20 protein-coding genes and 2 tRNA genes are annotated in these 22,046 nt (G+C 43.6%); all 22 read left to right on the forward strand.

Going from position 1 to position 22,046, the window contains the following annotated elements; all coding sequences use genetic code 11:
• Positions 1–53: 53 nt before the first annotated feature.
• The 22 genes from NYE20_RS00320 to hslO all read left to right on the forward strand — a co-directional run bounded on the left by NYE20_RS00320 (position 54) and on the right by hslO (position 22,026).
• A complete protein-coding gene (locus NYE20_RS00320) occupies positions 54–668 on the forward strand; it encodes a 50S ribosomal protein L25/general stress protein Ctc (RefSeq protein ID WP_161621070.1) in 615 nt (204 codons plus the stop codon).
• A 106-nt stretch (positions 669–774) separates the two neighbouring features.
• A complete protein-coding gene (pth, locus tag NYE20_RS00325) occupies positions 775–1,341 on the forward strand; it encodes an aminoacyl-tRNA hydrolase (protein WP_003226727.1) in 567 nt (188 codons plus the stop codon).
• Positions 1,342–1,400: 59 nt separating this feature from the next.
• Positions 1,401–1,631 (forward strand): anti-sigma-F factor Fin, encoded by a 231-nt coding sequence (fin, locus tag NYE20_RS00330; RefSeq protein ID WP_003243417.1) that lies wholly within the window; start codon positions 1,401–1,403, stop codon positions 1,629–1,631.
• A 69-nt stretch (positions 1,632–1,700) separates the two neighbouring features.
• Entirely contained in the window at positions 1,701–5,234 is a 3,534-nt protein-coding gene (gene mfd, locus NYE20_RS00335) for a transcription-repair coupling factor (protein ID WP_339184174.1), read from the forward strand.
• Between the two features lie 135 nt (positions 5,235–5,369).
• Entirely contained in the window at positions 5,370–5,906 is a 537-nt protein-coding gene (gene spoVT, locus NYE20_RS00340) for a stage V sporulation protein T (RefSeq protein WP_003218365.1), read from the forward strand.
• Positions 5,907–6,087: 181 nt separating this feature from the next.
• Positions 6,088–7,686, forward strand: coding sequence for a polysaccharide biosynthesis protein (locus tag NYE20_RS00345; protein ID WP_161621069.1), 1,599 nt, complete (start codon positions 6,088–6,090; stop codon positions 7,684–7,686).
• Complete coding sequence (gene mazG / locus NYE20_RS00350; protein ID WP_161621068.1) at positions 7,676–9,145, forward strand: nucleoside triphosphate pyrophosphohydrolase; 1,470 nt, start codon at positions 7,676–7,678, stop codon at positions 9,143–9,145. Before NYE20_RS00345 ends, mazG begins: the two co-directional genes overlap by 11 nt.
• A 2-nt stretch (positions 9,146–9,147) precedes the next feature.
• Positions 9,148–9,408, forward strand: coding sequence for a S4 domain-containing protein (locus NYE20_RS00355; RefSeq protein ID WP_003226716.1), 261 nt, complete (start codon positions 9,148–9,150; stop codon positions 9,406–9,408).
• A gap of 78 nt (positions 9,409–9,486) precedes the next feature.
• Positions 9,487–9,789, forward strand: a complete 303-nt coding sequence (yabP, locus tag NYE20_RS00360) for a sporulation protein YabP (RefSeq protein ID WP_003226714.1) — start codon at positions 9,487–9,489, stop codon at positions 9,787–9,789.
• Complete coding sequence (gene yabQ, locus NYE20_RS00365) at positions 9,786–10,421, forward strand: spore cortex biosynthesis protein YabQ (RefSeq protein ID WP_021479720.1); 636 nt, start codon at positions 9,786–9,788, stop codon at positions 10,419–10,421. The genes yabP and yabQ overlap by 4 nt, the downstream gene beginning before the upstream one ends.
• Before the next feature lie 17 nt (positions 10,422–10,438).
• The gene (divIC, locus tag NYE20_RS00370; protein WP_003243211.1) at positions 10,439–10,816 is read left to right on the forward strand and encodes a cell division protein DivIC; all 378 of its coding nucleotides are present in this window, start codon (positions 10,439–10,441) and stop codon (positions 10,814–10,816) included.
• Between the two features lie 80 nt (positions 10,817–10,896).
• Positions 10,897–11,283 carry a S1 domain-containing RNA-binding protein gene (locus NYE20_RS00375; protein ID WP_003218379.1) on the forward strand — a complete coding sequence of 129 codons (387 nt, stop codon included), beginning with the start codon at positions 10,897–10,899 and terminating at the stop codon, positions 11,281–11,283.
• Positions 11,284–11,451: 168 nt separating this feature from the next.
• Positions 11,452–11,528: transfer RNA gene (locus tag NYE20_RS00380), tRNA-Met, on the forward strand.
• Positions 11,529–11,537: 9 nt separating this feature from the next.
• Positions 11,538–11,609, forward strand: a tRNA-Glu gene (locus tag NYE20_RS00385).
• 199 nt (positions 11,610–11,808) lie between these two features.
• A complete protein-coding gene (gene spoIIE / locus NYE20_RS00390; RefSeq protein WP_015253002.1) occupies positions 11,809–14,292 on the forward strand; it encodes a stage II sporulation protein E in 2,484 nt (827 codons plus the stop codon).
• A gap of 84 nt (positions 14,293–14,376) precedes the next feature.
• Positions 14,377–15,114 carry a VWA domain-containing protein gene (locus NYE20_RS00395; RefSeq protein ID WP_003243782.1) on the forward strand — a complete coding sequence of 246 codons (738 nt, stop codon included), beginning with the start codon at positions 14,377–14,379 and terminating at the stop codon, positions 15,112–15,114.
• Complete coding sequence (prkT, locus tag NYE20_RS00400; RefSeq protein ID WP_213419825.1) at positions 15,080–16,096, forward strand: serine/threonine protein kinase PrkT; 1,017 nt, start codon at positions 15,080–15,082, stop codon at positions 16,094–16,096. The genes NYE20_RS00395 and prkT overlap by 35 nt, the downstream gene beginning before the upstream one ends.
• Positions 16,097–16,199: 103 nt before the next feature.
• Entirely contained in the window at positions 16,200–17,618 is a 1,419-nt protein-coding gene (tilS, locus tag NYE20_RS00405; protein WP_070548359.1) for a tRNA lysidine(34) synthetase TilS, read from the forward strand.
• The gene (gene hpt, locus NYE20_RS00410) at positions 17,615–18,157 is read left to right on the forward strand and encodes a hypoxanthine phosphoribosyltransferase (protein ID WP_003226700.1); all 543 of its coding nucleotides are present in this window, start codon (positions 17,615–17,617) and stop codon (positions 18,155–18,157) included. Before tilS ends, hpt begins: the two co-directional genes overlap by 4 nt.
• 97 nt (positions 18,158–18,254) lie before the next feature.
• A complete protein-coding gene (gene ftsH / locus NYE20_RS00415) occupies positions 18,255–20,168 on the forward strand; it encodes an ATP-dependent zinc metalloprotease FtsH (RefSeq protein ID WP_003243881.1) in 1,914 nt (637 codons plus the stop codon).
• A gap of 194 nt (positions 20,169–20,362) precedes the next feature.
• Complete coding sequence (locus NYE20_RS00420) at positions 20,363–21,139, forward strand: type III pantothenate kinase (RefSeq protein WP_010886388.1); 777 nt, start codon at positions 20,363–20,365, stop codon at positions 21,137–21,139.
• Between the two features lie 11 nt (positions 21,140–21,150).
• Complete coding sequence (gene hslO, locus NYE20_RS00425) at positions 21,151–22,026, forward strand: redox-regulated molecular chaperone HslO (RefSeq protein ID WP_003226695.1); 876 nt, start codon at positions 21,151–21,153, stop codon at positions 22,024–22,026.
• The last annotated feature ends 20 nt before the right edge of the window (positions 22,027–22,046 follow it).

Raw genomic sequence — 22,046 nt, forward strand, 5'->3', positions numbered from 1 at the left:
ATGGGTATTGTTTGTAATAGGACAACTAAAACGACAATAGGATGGTGCTGAATATGGCAACTTTAACGGCAAAAGAAAGAACGGACTTTACTCGTTCGTCTCTTCGGAATATCCGTACTTCAGGACATGTTCCAGGTATCATATATGGGAAGGATACGGGTAACAAACCTGTGTCATTAGACAGTGTGGAGCTCATCAAAACGCTGAGGGACGAAGGCAAAAATGCAGTCATTACGCTTGAGGTCAGCGGAGAAAAACACTCAGTCATGGTAACAGACCTGCAGACGGACCCGCTGAAAAATGAAATCACTCATGCTGATTTTCAAGTAGTTAATATGAGTGAGGACATTGAAGTGGAAGTTCCGATTCATCTGACCGGAGAAGCCATTGGAGTGAAAAACGGAGGCGTACTGCAGCAGCCGTTATATGCACTTATTGTAAAGGCCAAGCCAAAAGCCATTCCACAAACGATTGAGGCTGATATTTCAAGCCTCGATGTAAATGAAGTACTGACGATTGCGGATTTGCCTGCTGGCGGTGACTACTCCTTTAATCATGAATCAGATGAGGTTGTGGCTTCAATCCTTCCTCCGCAGCAGCAGGAAGCAGCTGAGGTCGATGAAGAGGAATCTGCCGATGCTCAGCCTGAAGGTGAAAACGAACAATAATAGCTTAAGGCGTAACCCTCCCGCGGTTACGTCTTTTGTGCTAGAATGAGAAGAATTATAGCCCGTTTATGAAGACGGGAGTTATGTGACTAAGGGAGGATTCGCCATGCTTGTGATTGCCGGTCTCGGAAACCCGGGGAAGAACTATGAAAATACACGGCATAATGTCGGATTTATGGTGATAGATCAGCTTGCAAAGGAATGGAATATAGAGCTGAATCAAAATAAATTTAACGGATTATACGGAACCGGATTTGTTTCCGGCAAAAAGGTTCTACTTGTTAAACCGCTTACATATATGAATTTATCAGGAGAATGTTTGCGGCCTTTAATGGACTACTATGATGTCGATAACGAAGATTTGACAGTCATTTACGACGACCTTGACCTTCCGACTGGCAAGATCCGTTTAAGAACGAAAGGAAGCGCCGGAGGGCACAATGGCATCAAATCACTGATCCAGCATCTTGGAACATCCGAGTTTGACCGTATCCGCATCGGAATCGGCCGGCCTGTAAACGGCATGAAGGTCGTTGATTATGTGTTAGGCTCCTTTACCAAGGAGGAGGCACCTGAGATCGAAGAAGCGGTTGATAAATCTGTGAAGGCTTGTGAGGCTTCTTTGAGTAAACCGTTTTTAGAAGTCATGAACGAATTTAACGCAAAGGTATAAAATGTAACAACAAAGTCCATACTACACCAAAATGACTTTTTCATCAGGAGGTCCCTTGTATGGCTTTGCATTATTATTGTCGTCATTGCGGAGTGAAAGTAGGCAGTCTCGAATCTTCAATGGTATCGACAGACTCACTTGGATTTCAGCACTTAACAAATGAGGAAAGAAACGATATGATTTCTTATAAAGAAAATGGAGATGTCCATGTTTTGACGATATGTGAAGATTGCCAAGAGGCGCTTGACCGAAATCCGCATTACCACGAATATCACACATTTATTCAATAAAAAGCTTTGGTGTAGACACTAGACCAAAGCGTTTTTCTGTTCTCGCAGGAAACAGAGAGGAGGGGCCATATGGACAACATTCAAACCTTTATAAAAGAAAGCGATGACTTTAAATCCATCATCAACGGTTTACACGAGGGCCTGAAGGAACAGCTGCTCGCGGGTCTGTCGGGTTCCGCGCGTTCTGTTTTTACTTCTGCTCTGGCTAATGAAACGAATAAGCCTATCTTTCTCATCACCCATAACTTATATCAAGCCCAGAAAGTAACAGATGATCTGACTTCACTTCTAGAGGATCGGTCTGTCCTTTTGTACCCCGTCAATGAACTCATTTCATCAGAAATCGCAGTTGCAAGCCCTGAATTGCGGGCGCAGCGATTAGATGTCATTAATAGACTAACGAATGGAGAAGCGCCAATTGTCGTTGCTCCGGTAGCGGCAATCAGAAGAATGCTGCCGCCTGTTGAGGTGTGGAAAAGCAGCCAGATGCTCATTCAAGTAGGCCATGATATCGAACCTGACCAGCTTGCCTCACGGCTGATAGAGGTAGGGTATGAGCGGTCTGATATGGTTTCTGCGCCCGGGGAATTCAGTATTCGCGGGGGAATCATAGACATTTATCCGTTGACTTCAGAGAATCCGGTGAGAATTGAACTTTTTGACACCGAGGTGGATTCAATCCGCAGCTTTAATTCAGATGATCAGCGGTCAATTGAGACCCTTACCTCGATCAATATCGGTCCCGCGAAGGAATTAATTATCAGACCGGAAGAAAAAGCGCGGGCGATGGAGAAAATCGATAGTGGTCTTGCCGCGAGCTTGAAAAAATTAAAGGCTGACAAACAAAAAGAAATACTTCATGCGAATATTTCTCACGATAAAGAACGCTTGTCTGAAGGCCAGACAGATCAGGAGCTCGTGAAGTATCTCTCATATTTCTATGAAAAGCCTGCTAGTTTACTAGATTATACACCTGATAATACACTTCTGATTTTGGATGAAGTCAGTCGGATTCATGAGATGGAAGAACAGCTTCAAAAAGAAGAAGCGGAGTTTATCACAAATCTTCTTGAGGAAAGGAAGATTTTGCATGACATTCGTTTGTCATTCAGCTTCCAAAAAATAGTGGCTGAGCAAAAACGGCCTCTGCTGTACTACTCTTTATTTTTGCGGCATGTACACCATACGAGCCCGCAAAACATCGTCAATGTGTCAGGCCGGCAAATGCAGAGTTTCCATGGCCAAATGAACGTGCTTGCGGGCGAAATGGAGCGTTTTAAAAAATCAAATTTCACTGTTGTGTTCTTAGGAGCAAACAAGGAACGTACACAGAAATTGTCATCTGTTTTGGCTGATTATGATATCGAGGCCGCCGTGACAGACAGCAAAAAAGCGCTTGCTCAGGGACAGGTCTATATCATGGAAGGCGAGCTCCAATCGGGATTTGAGCTGCCGTTAATGAAGCTTGCCGTTATTACGGAAGAAGAACTGTTCAAAAACCGTGTGAAAAAGAAGCCGCGAAAACAGAAGCTTACCAATGCAGAGCGTATTAAGAGCTATTCTGAGCTTCAAATTGGAGATTATGTCGTTCATATTAATCACGGGATCGGAAAATACCTGGGGATTGAAACTCTTGAAATCAACGGCATTCATAAAGACTATTTAAATATACATTATCAGGGCAGTGACAAGCTTTACGTTCCTGTAGAACAAATTGATCAGGTCCAAAAATATGTCGGCTCCGAAGGAAAAGAGCCAAAGCTGTATAAATTAGGCGGAAGTGAATGGAAGCGGGTCAAGAAAAAAGTAGAGACATCCGTTCAGGATATTGCTGACGACTTAATTAAGCTGTATGCCGAAAGAGAAGCGAGCAAGGGCTATGCGTTTTCTCCTGACCATGAGATGCAGCGTGAATTCGAATCGGCTTTCCCTTATCAAGAGACTGATGATCAGCTCCGTTCGATTCACGAAATCAAAAAAGACATGGAAAGAGAACGTCCGATGGACCGCTTGCTGTGCGGAGATGTGGGCTACGGTAAAACAGAGGTTGCCATACGTGCCGCGTTTAAGGCGATCGGTGACGGAAAGCAGGTAGCTCTGCTCGTTCCGACAACAATTTTGGCACAGCAGCATTATGAAACCATAAAAGAGCGCTTCCAGGACTATCCGATTAATATCGGACTTCTCAGCAGGTTCAGAACGAGAAAAGAAGCAAACGAAACAATCAAAGGGCTGAAAAACGGAACAGTTGATATCGTCATCGGGACGCATCGGCTGCTATCAAAGGATGTCGTGTATAAAGATTTAGGGCTCCTCATCATTGATGAAGAGCAGCGTTTCGGTGTAACCCATAAAGAAAAGATCAAGCAAATAAAAGCCAATGTTGATGTATTAACGTTAACAGCAACACCGATTCCGCGTACGCTGCATATGTCTATGCTTGGCGTAAGGGACCTTTCAGTCATCGAGACTCCGCCGGAAAATCGCTTCCCTGTACAGACGTATGTTGTGGAATATAACGGCGCTCTTGTCAGAGAGGCGATTGAACGTGAGCTTGCACGCGGAGGCCAGGTCTATTTCTTGTACAACCGGGTAGAGGACATTGAGCGGAAAGCGGATGAAATTTCAATGCTAGTCCCTGACGCGAAGGTAGCATATGCGCATGGGAAAATGACAGAAAATGAATTAGAAACCGTTATGCTAAGTTTCCTTGAAGGAGAATCAGACGTTCTCGTCAGCACAACCATTATCGAAACTGGCGTGGACATCCCGAACGTCAATACGCTGATCGTATTTGACGCCGACAAGATGGGACTTTCTCAGCTTTACCAGCTGCGGGGGCGTGTCGGCCGTTCTAACCGTGTGGCGTATGCGTACTTCACGTATCGCCGGGATAAAGTGCTGACAGAAGTGGCTGAAAAAAGGCTGCAGGCTATTAAAGAATTCACAGAGCTAGGTTCCGGTTTTAAAATCGCAATGCGTGACTTAACGATTCGCGGAGCCGGGAATCTTCTTGGTGCCCAGCAGCATGGCTTCATCGATTCGGTCGGATTTGACCTCTATTCACAAATGCTGAAGGAGGCCATTGAGGAGCGTAAAGGAGACACAGCGAAGACAGAGCAGTTTGAAACAGAAATTGATGTCGAGCTTGATGCGTATATTCCGGAAACTTATATTCAAGACGGCAAACAGAAAATTGATATGTATAAACGCTTCAGGTCTGTGGCGACAATCGAAGAGAAGAATGAGCTTCAAGATGAAATGATCGACCGCTTTGGAAACTATCCAAAAGAAGTCGAATACTTGTTTACTGTTGCAGAAATGAAGGTCTATGCGAGACAGGAACGTGTCGAGCTGATTAAGCAGGATAAAGATGCTGTCAGATTGACAATTTCTGAAGAAGCAAGTGCTGAAATTGACGGACAGAAGCTGTTTGAGCTTGGCAATCAATATGGCAGACAAATCGGACTGGGAATGGAAGGGAAAAAACTCAAAATCTCCATACAGACGAAAGGCCGTAGTGCTGATGAATGGCTCGACACCGTGATGGGCATGCTGAAGGGCTTAAAAGATGTGAAGAAGCAAACCATTTCATCAACGTAAATTTTGTTACTCTCTGGTGTATATTACATTTGATGTGACGGATACTAATTTCAAGCGAGGCGGAAGGTACATAAAGTAACTGCTTTAGGTCTTTCCCACATGTATATACCATCAAATGAAAGAGAGGCACCAGAGATGAAAGCAACCGGTATCGTACGTCGTATTGATGACTTAGGTCGGGTCGTGATTCCTAAAGAAATTCGAAGAACTCTGAGAATCAGGGAAGGCGATCCGCTTGAGATTTTTGTAGATCGTGACGGAGAAGTGATTTTGAAAAAGTACTCTCCGATCAGTGAGCTTGGAGACTTTGCAAAGGAGTATGCAGACGCGCTTTACGACAGCCTCGGCCATTCAGTGCTGATTTGTGATCGTGATGTATATATTGCCGTGTCTGGCAGCTCCAAAAAAGATTACTTAAACAAGTCAATCAGCGAAATGCTGGAAAGAACAATGGATCAGCGCAGCTCCGTGCTTGAGAGTGATGCGAAATCAGTACAGCTTGTGAATGGAATTGATGAGGACATGAATTCTTATACTGTCGGCCCAATTGTGGCGAACGGTGATCCGATAGGTGCTGTGGTGATTTTTTCAAAAGATCAGACAATGGGCGAAGTAGAGCATAAAGCCGTTGAAACAGCAGCTGGATTTTTGGCTCGTCAAATGGAACAGTAGGTCTTATTCCTTTCTTCGAAAATAGGTATGTAAAGAACAGCTCTCCTTGGGACGCTGTTCTTTTTCATGCGTGCGGAAAAAGGAATCCAAGGGTTGGGATGTGGTATAATAACCTCGTTTTTATTTGTGCCGCGGTAATACGTGAACCGTATTGCCCCTGACGTTGGGAAGGAGCTTTTGGATGGACGATTCAATAGGCGTTAAACGGCATTGGATTTGGCAGGGGGCTTTTGTTTTAATTCTGGCAGGCGTCATCACAAAAATTTTAAGCGCTGTTTACAGAGTCCCGTTTCAAAACATTGTCGGCGATGTTGGATTTTATATATATCAGCAGGTATATCCCTTTCTTGGTATTGCGGTCATGCTGTCCACATCAGGATTTCCAGTCATTATTTCAAAGCTGATGAATGATTATAGTGAAAAAAATCATCACACCATATTAAAAATATCAGCGTTATTTTTGTCTTTAATCGGTATTTTATTATTTCTTTGTTTATATCTGGGTGCTGTTCCTATTGCACTCTTTATGGGGGATTCGCATCTAGCCGTGTTAATTCAAGTGACCGCGTACGCGTTTCTGCTGTTCCCATTTGTCGCGTTGCTTAGAGGCGGTTTTCAGGGCCGGCACGAAATGCTCCCTTCAGCCTTATCACAGATGACAGAGCAGTTTCTGCGTGTTGCGGTGCTCTTGGGTTTATCATTTTGGCTCGTGAAAAAGGGAGCCTCGCTTTATACTGCGGGAGCGGCAGCCGCTTCAGGCTCTCTTGCCGGAAGTTTGGTTGCATTGATAATACTGGGGTTTTTTTGGTTCAAAACGAAAAGAGACAACCAAACGGATAGGCAAAACGAAAATGTCATCACAACAAAAGAATTGACGAAAAAACTGCTTTTATATTCGGTTACAATTTGTGTAAGCAGTTTGCTGCTTTTGTTTATCCAGCTTGTTGATGCTTTGAATTTATATGCATTGCTTTCGGGTGGTGAGGCAAGCGAAGAAGCAAAACGCCTAAAGGGGATCTATGATCGGGGGCAACCCTTGCTGCAGCTCGGCTCAGTTTTTGCCGTAAGCATTGCGACGTCACTCGTTCCGTATATTTCTATGGCTGTAAAAAACAAAGAGCTGAAGATCATGAAAGAAAAAATCACGTCATCTTTAAAACTATGCCTTGTACTCGGTACAGGCGCATCGGCTGGGTTGATTTGCATTCTAAAGCCGGTAAATATCATGCTGTTTCAAAATGGAGAAGGGACAGGTGCGTTACAAGTATTTAGCTGCTCCATTTTATTTGCATCCTTGGCGGTAACGGCAGCGGCAGTCTTACAGGGAGCGGGATACACAGTTTTTCCTGCGATAGCGGTGGGCGCGGGTGTTGCAGTGAAATGGGTGTTAAACACACTTTTGGTTCCGCGCTATGGGATTGAAGGCGCATCGCTTGCGACAGCGGCTTCCTTTGCAGCTGTCGCCGGCCTTAACTTGTATCAGCTTCGGCAAAAGGAATGGCTCGATAAGCTTAGAGGCGTTTTGATTCCGATTATTGGATCTGCTCTTTTGATGTCAGCTGTTTTGCTTGCGTATACGCGTCTATGGACTTTCTTGTTTCCTGCAACAGGAAGAGGAGTTGCTGTGATTGAGAGTCTTTCTGCTGTTGCAATTGGTGGCGCGGTGTTTATTTATTGTATGATGAGATTGGGAATATTTACAGGTGAAGAGCTGAACAGTGTGCCATTCGGCAGCAAGTTAAGCAAATTCATGAGAAGGAGAGAACAAAATGGCGGGTAAAATTACAGTCGTGGGACTTGGTGCCGGAGACATGGACCAGTTGACAATTGGTATACACAAGCTGTTGACGAAGGCAGATACGCTGTATGTCAGAACCAAGGATCATCCTTTAATTGAGGAGCTTGAAAAAGAAACGAAGAACATCCGTTTCTTTGATGATATATATGAGAAACATGATCAGTTCGAGGCGGTATATGAAGAAATTGCTGATATCCTCTTTGAAGCGGCGCGGCGTGAGGACGTGGTTTATGCTGTGCCGGGACACCCTTTTGTCGCAGAAAAAACAGTTCAGCTGCTGACGGAGCGGCAGGAAAAGGAAAACGTTCAAGTGAAAGCCGCGGGTGGACAAAGTTTCCTTGATGCCACATTCAATGCCTTGCAAATTGACCCGATTGAAGGTTTTCAATTTGTGGATGCCGGCACATTGTCTGCGGATGAGCTTGAGCTCAGACATCATCTGATCATATGTCAGGTTTACGACCAAATGACGGCTTCTGAAGTCAAGCTGACATTGATGGAGAAACTGCCTGATGATTATGAGGTCGTCATTGTGACTGCAGCAGGCAGCCGTGGCGAGGAGATCAGGACAGTGCCATTATTTGAGCTGGACCGCAATGTCGCCTTGAACAACTTAACAAGTGTGTATATTCCGCCGATTAAAGAAGAGAAGCTGCTTTATCACGAATTCTCCACGTTCCGAAGCATCATCAGAGAGCTTCGCGGACCTAATGGATGTCCGTGGGATAAAAAGCAGACGCATCAGTCATTAAAGCAGTACATGATTGAAGAATGTTATGAGCTTCTCGAAGCTATTGACGAAGAAGACACAGACCATATGATCGAAGAGCTTGGCGACGTTTTGCTTCAGGTCTTGCTTCACGCGCAAATTGGTGAAGATGAAGGTTATTTCACAATTGATGATGTCATAAAAGGAATCAGTGAAAAAATGGTCCGAAGACATCCCCATGTGTTTAAAGATGTTAAGGTTCAGGATGAAAACGATGTTTTGGCCAATTGGGAAGATATAAAAAAGGCCGAAAAAAATACATCTGAATCATCGTTACTAGACAGCGTACCGAAAACCCTTCCAGCTCTTTCGAAAGCTGCTAAATTGCAGAAAAAAGCAGCGAAGGTCGGTTTTGACTGGGAAGACGTCAGCGATATTTGGGAAAAGGTAAGTGAGGAAATGAAGGAATTTTCTTCTGAGGTTTCTGAAGCTCCTCACGAACACAATCTTAAAGCTGAGTTTGGCGACATTTTGTTCGCGCTGGTGAATGTAGCCCGCTTCTACAAAATAGAGCCAGAGGAAGCGCTGACCATGACTAATGACAAATTCCGGAGACGGTTCTCGTACATTGAGGAAACAGCGAAGGAAGAGGGAGTCGAGTTGGCTGATATGTCCCTTGAGGACATGGACAAACTGTGGAATGAAGCAAAAGAAACTGAGAGGAGATCATAGATATGAGATTAGATAAATTTTTGAAAGTATCACGGCTGATCAAACGGCGTACACTAGCGAAGGAAGTAGCTGACCAAGGACGAATCTCTATTAACGGAAACCAAGCTAAAGCAAGCTCTGACGTAAAACCGGGAGATGAACTAACGGTCCGCTTCGGCCAAAAGCTTGTAACGGTTCAAGTTAATGAATTGAAAGACACGACGAAAAAAGAAGAAGCTGCAAACATGTACACGATTCTAAAAGAAGAAAAACTCGGCGAATAGGCTTGTTCTAAAAAAATTCCCTACCTCATACAATGCAGTAATAATGCTAAAAGTATCGAGGATATGGGGGCTGAATAGATGAATTCATATTATGATCAAAAAGGTTCTTCGTCTGTTCCGGAACAACATGATGTGACAATGAAAGGCCGGAAGCATTTAGATATTTCTGGGGTTAAGCATGTGGAGAGTTTTGATAACGAAGAATTCCTGCTGGAAACGGTGATGGGAATGCTCTCCGTCAGAGGCCAAAACCTACAGATGAAAAATCTTGATGTGGAAAAAGGGATTGTTTCGATTAAAGGCAGGGTATTTGATTTAGTGTACTTAGACGAACAACAAGGGGATAAAGCTAAAGGGTTTTTTAGCAAGTTGTTTAAATGACGCTGACGACACAATTCTATACAATGCTGGCGATGTCCGGTATGGGTCTCTGGCTTGGTGCTTCGCTTGATACATACCGGCTCTTTGTCATTCGTGCCAAAACAGCCAGATGGCTATTATTTATTCATGATATTCTTTTCTGGATTGTGCAAGGGCTGCTTTTCTTTTATGTTTTGCTTCATGTAAATGAGGGAGAATTCAGGATTTACATCTTTTTAGCGGTTCTGCTGGGCGTTGCGACGTATCAGAGCCTTTGCAAACGAATCTATATAAAAATACTGAAATTCTTCATTTACCTTGTTGTTTCTGTTTATCAATTCTTCAAAAAACTCATTCAGCACGTGTTATTTCGTCCTATTGTGTGGACATGCGGAGCGATCATCTGGCTGGCGGCATTTTTATTCAAGAAAACATACAGCCTGATAGGTTTTCTCCTGCTGTGTCTATATAAAATAGTCATGGTTCTGTGTTTTCCGATCCGTTTTATCGCGAAACAATGTTTGAAACTTCTTCCTGTGAAAATGCGTCTAACTTTTAGACGTTATTTTGAAAAAGGTGCAGGATTTCTCAAAAAGAAGAAGAAACTATTGATAACCATAAGAACGACCATTACACGGTTTTTGAAGAAATGAAAGGAGGACCGTCTGGTTTGAATTTTTCCAGGGAACGAACGATAACTGAAATACAAAACGACTATAAAGAACAAGTAGAACGGCAAAATCAGCTGAAGAAACGAAGACGCAAAGGGCTGTACAGACGGTTAACTGTATTCGGCGCCCTAGTATTCCTGACGGCAATTGTGCTGGCAAGCTCTGTCTGGTCTCAAACATCTTCCCTTAGTGCAAAAGAAGAAAAGAAAGAACAGCTTGAAAAAGAACTGAAAAGTTTAAAGACAAAACAAACGGATTTAAAAGAAGAAATATCCAAATTGAAGGATGAGGATTACGTCACAGAGCTTGCCAGAAGGGACTTATTCATGTCTGGAGACGGAGAAATTATCTTCAATGTGGAGAAGAAGAGCAAGTAGCCTTGTTGACACTTAAATTTTTATTTAGGTATAATTAAGCAAACGATCTTTTTATAAGCCTAAGGAGGAGCACTTTTTTTATGTCGATTGAAGTTGGCAGCAAGTTGCAAGGGAAAATTACAGGTATTACAAATTTTGGAGCATTTGTTGAATTGCCTGGAGGCTCAACCGGTCTCGTTCACATTAGTGAGGTAGCTGATAATTATGTCAAAGACATTAACGACCACTTAAAAGTCGGCGACCAAGTTGAAGTGAAAGTCATCAACGTTGAAAAAGACGGGAAAATTGGTTTATCTATTAAAAAAGCTAAAGACCGTCCGCAAGCCAGACCTAGAAATGATTTCCGTCCGAAAGAATCTTTTGAACAGAAAATGAATAAGTTTTTAAAAGACAGCGAAGATCGCTTGTCATCTTTAAAACGCAATACGGAATCAAAACGTGGAGGGCGCGGAGCAAGAAGAGGATAACTTGCTGCTTTCTATAAAATAAATGAAGCATCCGTTCATCCCGACGGATGCTTTTTTATTATCCTCATCCTCTTTAAGAGTCAGAAAATTACAACATTAAAGTTTCTGTTGACGAAAGAGACAAACCTTTGTATTATATAACTTGTGCTTAGAAGCACAAAACAATATGGCGGTGTAGCTCAGCTGGCTAGAGCGTACGGTTCATACCCGTGAGGTCGGGGGTTCGATCCCCTCCGCCGCTACCATATTTGTTTGGCCCGTTGGTCAAGCGGTTAAGACACCGCCCTTTCACGGCGGTAACACGGGTTCGAATCCCGTACGGGTCATCCTAAAAAATCGGTTTCTCTTGCAGAAGCCGATTTTTTTCATTTTTAGACAACATTCCGGAAATTCTTCTCATAAACGAATATCAAGGCAGAAACCGTCGAAGATTTCTTTGGTATTGTTACCTTCTTTTGACAAAATCCTATCTGTGCTTTCGCTATAATGACAGGCAACGAATATAACAGGTGGGAGATGAGAGGAATGGAAAAAGCAGAAAGAAGAGTGAACGGGCCAATGGCGGGACAAGCTTTGGAAAAACTCCAATCGTTTTTTAACAGGGGCACGAAGCTGGTGACTCATCATTTGCATTCACTGTTTTTCTATAAAGGATTCATTTATGTTGTCATCGGATTTTTGCTTGGACGGGCTTTCATATTATCCGAGGTGCTTCCTTTCGCACTTCCTTTCTTTGGAGCGATGCTTCTTATCAGAAGAGACAAAGCGTTTTATGCGGTTTTGGCTGTGCTTGCAGGTGCGCTGACCATATCTCCAAAGCACTCATTGCTCATACTGGCGGCATTGCTGGCATTCTTCGTATTTTCTAAAGTGGCTGCCTTCATTACCGACGATCGTGTAAAAGCACTCCCGATTGTCGTGTTCTTCTCGATGGCCGCAGCAAGAGCCGGGTTTGTTTATGCCCAAAATGGCGTATTTACAACCTATGATTATGTAATGGCTATCGTTGAGGCTGGACTATCGTTTATCTTAACACTGATTTTCCTTCAGAGCCTTCCGATTTTTACTGTGAAAAAAGTGAAACAATCATTAAAAATAGAGGAAATCATTTGCTTTATGATTCTTATTGCCTCTGTTTTAACGGGGCTGGCCGGCTTGTCCTACCAAGGGATGCAGGCAGAACATATATTGGCTCGTTATGTTGTATTGAGTTTTTCCTTTATTGGCGGAGCAAGCATCGGCTGTACGGTTGGTGTTGTGACCGGCCTGATTCTTGGCTTGGCGAATATCGGAAACCTATATCAAATGAGTCTGCTTGCTTTTTCCGGTTTATTGGGCGGTTTACTGAAGGAAGGAAAAAAAGCGGGTGCAGCAATCGGTCTTATCGTTGGTTCACTTCTTATATCTTTATATGGTGAAGGCTCTGCCGGTCTGATGACAACGCTCTATGAGTCATTAATCGCAGTCGGCCTGTTTTTGCTCACACCTCAATCTATTACAAGGAAAGTGGCGAGATATATTCCGGGAACTGTCGAGCATCTTCAAGAGCAACAGCAATACGCTAGAAAAATCCGTGATGTCACTGCTCAGAAGGTAGACCAGTTCTCCAATGTATTTCACGCGCTGTCTGAAAGCTTTGCAACCTTTTACCAAGCGTCAGACGAACAGACAGATGACAGCGAAGTTGATCTGTTCTTAAGCAAAATCACGGAGCATTCCTGTCAGACGTGCTACAAGAAAAACAGGTGCTGGGTACAGAACTTTGATAAAACATATGATTTAATGAAACAAGTTATGCTTGAAACAGAGGAAAAAGAATATGCATCAAACCGAAGGCTGAAAAAAGAGTTTCAACAGTATTGTTCTAAATCCAAGCAGGTTGAAGAGCTGATTGAGGATGAGCTCGCACATCATCATGCCCATTTGACACTCAAGAAAAAAGTCCAAGACAGCAGGCGCCTTGTTGCTGAACAGCTTTTAGGCGTTTCTGAGGTTATGGCCGACTTTTCTCGGGAAATAAAAAGAGAGCGAGAACAGCACTTTCTGCAGGAAGAGCAAATCATAGAAGCGCTTCAGCATTTCGGAATTGAGATTCAGCATGTCGAGATCTATAGTCTTGAACAAGGAAATATCGATATTGAAATGACCATTCCGTTCAGCGGACATGGAGAAAGTGAAAAAATCATTGCTCCTATGCTTTCTGACATTCTGGAAGAACAAATTCTTGTGAAAGCCGAACAGCACTCTCCGCATCCGAATGGATACAGCCATGTCGCCTTTGGATCAACAAAATCATACAGGGTGTCCACGGGAGCTGCTCACGCTGCGAAGGGCGGCGGCCTTGTCTCCGGTGACAGCTACAGCATGATGGAGCTTGGAGCCAGAAAATATGCTGCAGCAATCAGTGACGGAATGGGCAATGGCGCAAGAGCGCACTTTGAAAGCAATGAAACGATCAAGCTTCTTGAAAAAATCCTTGAATCGGGAATTGATGAAAAAATAGCAATTAAAACGATCAACAGCATACTGTCTCTAAGGACAACTGACGAAATATATTCCACGCTTGACCTATCTATTATCGATCTTCAAGATGCCAGTTGTAAATTTTTGAAGGTTGGATCGACGCCTAGCTTTATCAAACGGGGTGACCAGGTCATGAAAGTTCAAGCGAGCAATCTGCCAATCGGTATTATTAATGAATTCGATGTGGAGGTTGTGAGTGAACAGTTGAAAGCGGGTGACCTCTTAATTATGATGAGTGATGGCATTTTTGAGGGGCCTAAGCATGTGGAAAATCACGACTTATGGATGAAGCGTAAAATGAAAGGGTTGAAAACAAATGACCCGCAGGAGATTGCCGATTTGCTTATGGAAGAAGTCATCCGCACAAGATCCGGCCAAATTGAGGACGATATGACTGTTGTTGTCGTCCGGATTGATCACAATACACCGAAGTGGGCATCCATTCCTGTTCCGGCAATCTTTCAAAACAAACAAGAAATTTCATAACGCTTCCGTATAAATCAAATTTCTTCTGGCGAAGATGGGAATATATGAATCTGAGAATCCTCGTATTCTCCAGGAGGAATGAATGTGAACAACGGACATTTAAATCAAATTTTGCTGATAACGGATGGCTGCTCAAACCATGGGGAAGACCCGCTTGCAATGGCTGCTTTTGCTAAAGAGCAGGGGATTACGGTAAATGTCATTGGTATAATGGAAGAAAATCAAATTGACCCTGAGGCAATGAAGGAAGTCGAAGGGATTGCACTTGCCGGAGGAGGCGTGCACCAAGTCGTTTATGCATCTCAGCTTTCACAAACTGTTCAAATGGTAACAAAAAAAGCGATGACGCAAACCTTACAAGGTGTAGTCAATCAAGAACTGAAACAGATTCTCGGAAAGAATGTGGAAATGGAAGAGCTTTCTCCGGAAAAACGCGGCGAAGTCATGGAAGTGGTAGACGAGCTTGGAGAAACGGTGCATCTTCAGGTTTTGGTTCTTGTTGATACAAGTGCAAGTATGGCGCCAAAGCTTCCAACAGTAAAAGAGGCGCTGATTGATTTGTCTGTAAGCCTCAATTCCCGAATCGGGAATAACGAATTTGCGATGTGTATATTTCCCGGGAAAAAACAAGAGGTCGAGCTTGTGCTGAACTGGACACCGAAGCTGCAATCTCTTTCCACACTCTTTGCAAAGCTTTCGACAGGCGGCATCACGCCGACAGGTCCGGCGATTCGTGAAGCGACACTGCAGTTTGAAAAAATACGCTCAAGAAGGGGCATGCTGGCAGATGATGAACGACGCTTTGACGAGTTTGGCATGTAGCCTCAAGCCGGGTACGACAATCAAAGGCAAGTGGAATGGAAACACTTATACATTGCGTAAACAGCTTGGTAAAGGGGCCAATGGAATTGTGTATTTGGCAGAAACATCAGATGGACATGTTGCCTTAAAGGTGAGTGATGACAGCCTGTCTATTACTTCTGAAGTGAATGTCTTGAAATCTTTCTCAAAGGCCCAGTCCGTTACGATGGGGCCTTCTTTTTTTGATACGGATGATGCCTATATTCCCAGTGCCAATACGAAAGTTTCATTTTATGCAATGGAATACATAAAAGGGCCGCTGCTTTTGAAGTATGTCAGTGATAAAGGAGCAGAGTGGATACCTGTATTAATGATTCAGCTGTTATCCAGCTTATCGGTGCTTCACCAGCAAGGATGGATATTCGGCGATCTTAAACCTGATAATCTGATCGTAACTGGTCCGCCCGCAAGGATCCGCTGCATTGATGTGGGCGGCACGACAAAGGAAGGCCGGGCGATAAAAGAGTATACGGAGTTTTATGACAGAGGCTATTGGGGGTATGGAACAAGAAAGGCAGAGCCATCCTATGATCTGTTCGCAGTTGCCATGATTATGATCAACAGTGTGCATAAAAAAGAATTTAAGAAAACGAACCAGCCCAAAGAACAGCTTAGGTCTCTCATCGAAGGAAACCCGCTGCTTCAAAAGTATAAAAAAGCACTTTTTTCAGCCTTGAACGGAGATTATCAATCCGCAGATGAAATGAAAAAGGATATGCTAGACGCGGGGCAAAAAGCATCACAAAGAAAACAGCCTATAAAAGCATCACCGCAGCCTGCCACACGACAAAGACAGCAAATACCGCGCCAAGGAAAAATAACGAAGACGCGATATACCCCAAAACAGAAACCGGCTAAGTCGGGGGGGTTATTTGAAACAACGCTTATCGTGATCAGTGTTTTAGCGCTTTATTTCGCCTATATTATCTTTTTCTTAATCTGAATGGCGCAAACTGCAGAGCCTATGCTTCTTCTTTGCTTGGAGGGGTTGAAAGTGTTAGGATATGAATATCTTTAAAATACCTGCTCATTGTGAGGAGGACATTGTGAAAAGTGTCAAAGATTTTTTAAACAAACACAATCTTACGTTAAAAGGGGCGACAATCATTGTAGGCGTTTCCGGCGGTCCGGACTCAATGGCTCTTCTTCACGCGTTGCATACGTTATGCGGCCGTTCAGCGAATGTTATTGCAGCTCACGTTGACCATCGGTTCAGAGGTGCGGAATCCGAGGAGGACATGCGTTTTGTCCAAGCTTATTGTAAAGCTGAACAGCTCGTGTGCGAAACGGCTCAAATCAATGTAACCGCATATGCACAGGAAAAAGGACTCAATAAGCAGGCTGCAGCACGCGATTGCCGCTACCAGTTTTTTGAGGAAATCATGTCGAAGCACCAAGCGGACTATCTGGCTCTTGCGCATCATGGTGATGACCAGGTTGAAACAATGCTTATGAAACTGGCTAAGGGTACGCTTGGAACGGGACTTGCGGGAATGCAGCCGGTTAGACGTTTTGGGACGGGGCGGATCATCAGGCCGTTCTTACCCATTACAAAGGAAGAGATCCTTCACTATTGCCGTGAAAACGGCTTGAGCTACCGGACGGATGAAAGCAACGCCAAAGATGACTACACAAGAAACAGATTCAGAAAAACAGTGCTCCCGTTTTTGAAGCAGGAATCTCCGGATGTGCATAAAAGGTTTCAGAAAGTGAGTGAAGCACTGACGGAAGATGAGCAATTCTTACAGTCATTAACGAAAGATGAAATGAATAAAGTAATCACAAGCCAGTCTAATACATCAGTTGAAATCAATTCCTCTCAATTGCTTGCCCTCCCGATGCCTTTACAAAGAAGAGGAGTTCAACTAATATTAAACTATCTTTATGAAAACGTTCCATCATCCTTTTCAGCCCATCACATTCAGCAGTTTCTCGATTGGGCGGAAAATGGCAGTCCTTCAGGAGTACTGGACTTTCCGAAAGGACTGAAGGTGGTCAAATCATATCAGACATGTTTGTTTACATTTGAACAATGGCAGTGCAAAAATGTTCCCTTTGAATACCAAATTAGCGGAGCTGCTGATGAAACGGCAGTACTCCCTAATGGATATCTGATAGAGGCAAAGCATTATGCGGACTCGCCTGAAGAACATGGGAATGCTGTTTTTATCACAAGTGAAAAAAAGGTGCGGTTTCCCTTAACAATCCGGACGAGAAAAGCTGGAGACCGGATCAAACTAAAAGGGATGAACGGCTCAAAAAAGGTAAAGGATATATTTATTGATAAGAAACTGCCTCTCCAAGAAAGAGACAACTGGCCGATTGTGACGGACGCAAGCGGTGAAATTATCTGGATACCTGGCTTGAAAAAATCAATTTTTGAAGATCTTGTGATTCCAAACAGCGACCGCATTGTATTACAATATAGACAGCATGAAAAGTGTAGGGGGCAAGCAAAATCATGATGAAACATGATATCGAGAAAGTACTGATCTCAGAGGAAGAGATACAAAAGAAAGTAAAAGAGTTAGGTGCAGAATTAACGAGCGAGTATCAAGATACATTTCCGTTGGCAATCGGTGTGTTAAAAGGAGCACTTCCTTTTATGGCGGATCTTATCAAGCATATTGATACATATTTGGAAATGGATTTCATGGATGTATCAAGCTACGGAAATTCTACGGTTTCTTCTGGAGAAGTAAAAATCATTAAAGATTTGGATACATCTGTAGAGGGCCGGGACATCTTAATTATTGAAGATATCATCGACAGTGGGTTAACCTTAAGTTATCTCGTAGAGCTCTTCCGATACCGTAAAGCAAAATCAATTAAGATTGTTACCCTTTTGGATAAACCGAGCGGAAGAAAAGCAGACATCAAAGCAGACTTTGTCGGTTTTGAAGTTCCTGACGCGTTTGTAGTGGGTTACGGACTTGATTATGCTGAGCGCTATCGCAATCTGCCTTATATCGGAGTGTTAAAACCGGCAGTTTATGAAAGCTGATCGGCAGCCTGCTTCCGAGATGGTTATTGTTTGTATTGGAATGATTTTCTATGGTACTATTGAACATAGTTGTGCTTACTGTGGGAGGAGGTAAGGAATGAATCGGGTCTTCCGTAATACCATTTTTTATTTACTTATTTTATTAGTAGTAATCGGGGTTGTGAGCTACTTCCAGACCTCAAATCCGAAAACAGAAAATATGTCGTACAGTACGTTCATCAAAAACCTGGATGACGGGAAAGTTGATAGCGTATCGGTTCAGCCTGTCAGAGGTGTTTATGAGGTAAAAGGGCAGCTGAAAAACTACGACAAAGATCAATACTTTTTGACTCATGTTCCTGAAGGAAAGGGAGCAGACCAGATATTTAACGCTTTGAAAAAGACAGACGTAAAGGTTGAGCCCGCGCAAGAAACAAGCGGATGGGTGACGTTCCTGACGACCATCATCCCATTTGTCATTATCTTTATTCTGTTTTTCTTCCTGCTCAATCAGGCTCAAGGCGGCGGCAGCCGTGTCATGAACTTTGGCAAGAGTAAAGCGAAGCTGTATACAGAGGAAAAGAAACGCGTCAAATTTAAAGACGTTGCAGGGGCTGACGAAGAAAAGCAAGAACTTGTTGAAGTTGTTGAGTTTCTGAAAGATCCCCGCAAGTTTGCCGAGCTCGGCGCCAGAATACCGAAAGGCGTGCTTTTAGTCGGACCTCCGGGTACCGGTAAAACATTGCTTGCCAAGGCTTGTGCAGGAGAAGCCGGCGTACCTTTCTTCAGCATCAGCGGATCTGATTTCGTTGAAATGTTTGTAGGGGTCGGTGCTTCCCGTGTGCGTGACTTGTTTGAAAATGCGAAAAAGAATGCGCCTTGTTTGATCTTCATTGATGAAATTGACGCAGTCGGACGCCAGCGTGGCGCTGGTCTCGGCGGTGGACACGATGAACGTGAACAGACGCTAAACCAATTGCTTGTTGAAATGGACGGATTCAGCGCTAATGAAGGAATTATCATCATTGCTGCGACGAACCGTGCGGACATCTTGGACCCAGCCTTACTTCGTCCGGGACGTTTTGACCGTCAAATTACAGTGGACCGTCCAGATGTCATTGGCCGTGAAGCTGTATTGAAAGTCCATGCGAGAAACAAACCGCTGGATGAAACGGTTAACCTAAAATCAATTGCCATGAGAACACCAGGCTTCTCGGGCGCTGACTTAGAAAACCTCTTGAATGAAGCTGCGCTTGTAGCGGCTCGTCAAAACAAGAAAAAAATCGATGCGCGTGATATTGACGAAGCAACGGACCGTGTAATTGCCGGACCTGCTAAGAAGAGCCGCGTTATCTCCAAGAAAGAACGCAATATCGTGGCTTATCACGAAGGCGGACACACCGTTATCGGTCTCGTTTTAGATGAGGCAGATATGGTTCATAAAGTAACGATTGTTCCTCGGGGCCAGGCTGGCGGTTATGCTGTTATGCTGCCAAGAGAAGACCGTTATTTCCAAACAAAGCCGGAGCTGCTTGATAAAATTGTCGGCCTCTTGGGCGGACGTGTTGCTGAAGAGATTATCTTCGGTGAAGTCAGCACAGGGGCGCACAATGACTTCCAGCGTGCGACGAATATTGCAAGACGAATGGTTACGGAATTCGGTATGTCAGAAAAACTGGGACCGTTGCAATTTGGACAGTCTCAGGGCGGTCAGGTATTCTTAGGCCGTGATTTCAACAATGAACAGAACTACAGTGATCAAATCGCTTATGAAATTGATCAGGAAATTCAGCGCATCATCAAAGAATGTTATGAGCGTGCGAAACAAATCCTGACTGAAAATCGTGACAAGCTTGAATTGATTGCCCAAACGCTTCTGAAAGTTGAAACGCTTGACGCTGAACAAATCAAACACCTTATCGATCATGGAACATTACCTGAGCGTAATTTCTCAGATGATGAAAAGAACGATGATGTGAAAGTAAACATTCTGACAAAAACAGAAGAAAAGAAAGACGATACGAAAGAGTAATTCGCTTTCTTTCTAAAAAAACTGCCGGCTGACGCTGGCAGTTTTTTTATGTAAATGATGTGCTCAGGTGCGGCTTTTACAATCATCCAATTCTGGTATCGATTTGTTTACAAATGAGCCGCTGATCGTGTATGGTATTGTAGAATGTTTGTAAAAAGTAAAGTAGAGAAACTATTCAAAAGTGGTGATAGAGGTTGTTACTGGTTATCGATGTGGGGAACACCAATACTGTACTTGGTGTATATCATGATGGAAAATTAGAATATCACTGGCGTATAGAAACAAGCAGGCATAAAACAGAAGATGAGTTTGGGATGATTTTGCGCTCCTTATTTGATCACTCAGGGCTTATGTTTGAACAGATAGATGGCATTATTATTTCGTCCGTAGTGCCGCCAATCATGTTTGCGTTAGAAAGAATGTGCACAAAATACTTTCATATCGAGCCTCAAATTGTTGGTCCAGGTATGAAAACCGGTTTAAATATAAAATATGACAATCCGAAAGAAGTGGGGGCAGACAGAATCGTAAATGCTGTCGCTGCGATACACTTGTACGGCAATCCATTAATTGTTGTCGATTTCGGAACCGCCACAACGTACTGCTATATTGATGAAAACAAACAATACATGGGCGGGGCGATTGCCCCTGGGATTACAATTTCGACAGAGGCGCTTTACTCGCGTGCAGCAAAGCTTCCGCGTATCGAAATCACCCGGCCCGACAATATTATCGGAAAAAACACTGTTAGCGCGATGCAATCTGGGATTTTATTTGGCTATGTCGGCCAAGTGGAAGGAATCGTTAAGCGAATGAAATGGCAGGCAAAACAGGAACCAAAGGTCATTGCGACAGGAGGCCTGGCGCCGCTCATTGCGAACGAATCAGATTGTATAGACATCGTTGATCCATTCTTAACCCTAAAAGGGCTGGAATTGATTTATGAAAGAAACCGCGTAGGAAGTGTATAGGAGGTTTAGTAATGGATTATTTAGTAAAAGCACTTGCGTATGACGGAAAAGTTCGGGCTTATGCGGCGAGAACGACTGATATGGTAAATGAGGGGCAGAGACGCCATGGTACGTGGCCGACAGCATCCGCTGCATTGGGCCGCACAATGACAGCTTCACTCATGCTCGGCGCTATGCTGAAGGGCGATGATAAGCTGACCGTGAAAATCGAGGGCGGAGGTCCGATCGGAGCTATTGTAGCTGATGCCAATGCCAAAGGAGAAGTCAGAGCCTATGTCTCTAACCCGCAAGTTCATTTTGATTTAAATGAACAAGGCAAGCTTGATGTCAGACGTGCGGTTGGAACAAACGGAACGTTAAGTGTCGTAAAAGATTTAGGTTTGCGCGAGTTCTTCACAGGACAAGTAGAAATCGTTTCAGGAGAATTAGGAGATGATTTCACTTACTATCTTGTATCATCTGAGCAGGTTCCTTCATCAGTGGGCGTAGGTGTGCTCGTGAATCCTGACAATACCATTCTTGCGGCAGGGGGCTTTATTATTCAGCTGATGCCGGGAACAGATGATGAAACAATCACAAAAATTGAACAGCGTCTATCTCAAGTAGAGCCGATTTCTAAGCTCATCCAAAAAGGGCTGACACCAGAAGAAATTTTAGAAGAAGTCCTAGGCGAGAAACCTGAGATTTTGGAAACGATGCCTGTCAGATTCCATTGCCCTTGTTCAAAAGAACGGTTCGAAACAGCCATTTTAGGACTAGGCAAAAAAGAAATTCAAGATATGATAGAAGAAGATGGACAAGCCGAAGCAGTATGCCATTTTTGTAATGAAAAGTACTTATTTACAAAAGAAGAGCTGGAAGGGCTTCGTGACCAAACTACCCGCTAAGCTCTTTAGCGGGTTTTTAA

Origin of the sequence: Bacillus sp. FSL R5-0416, from assembly GCF_037975425.1 — a bacterium.
Classification (GTDB): domain Bacteria; phylum Bacillota; class Bacilli; order Bacillales; family Bacillaceae; genus Bacillus; species Bacillus subtilis.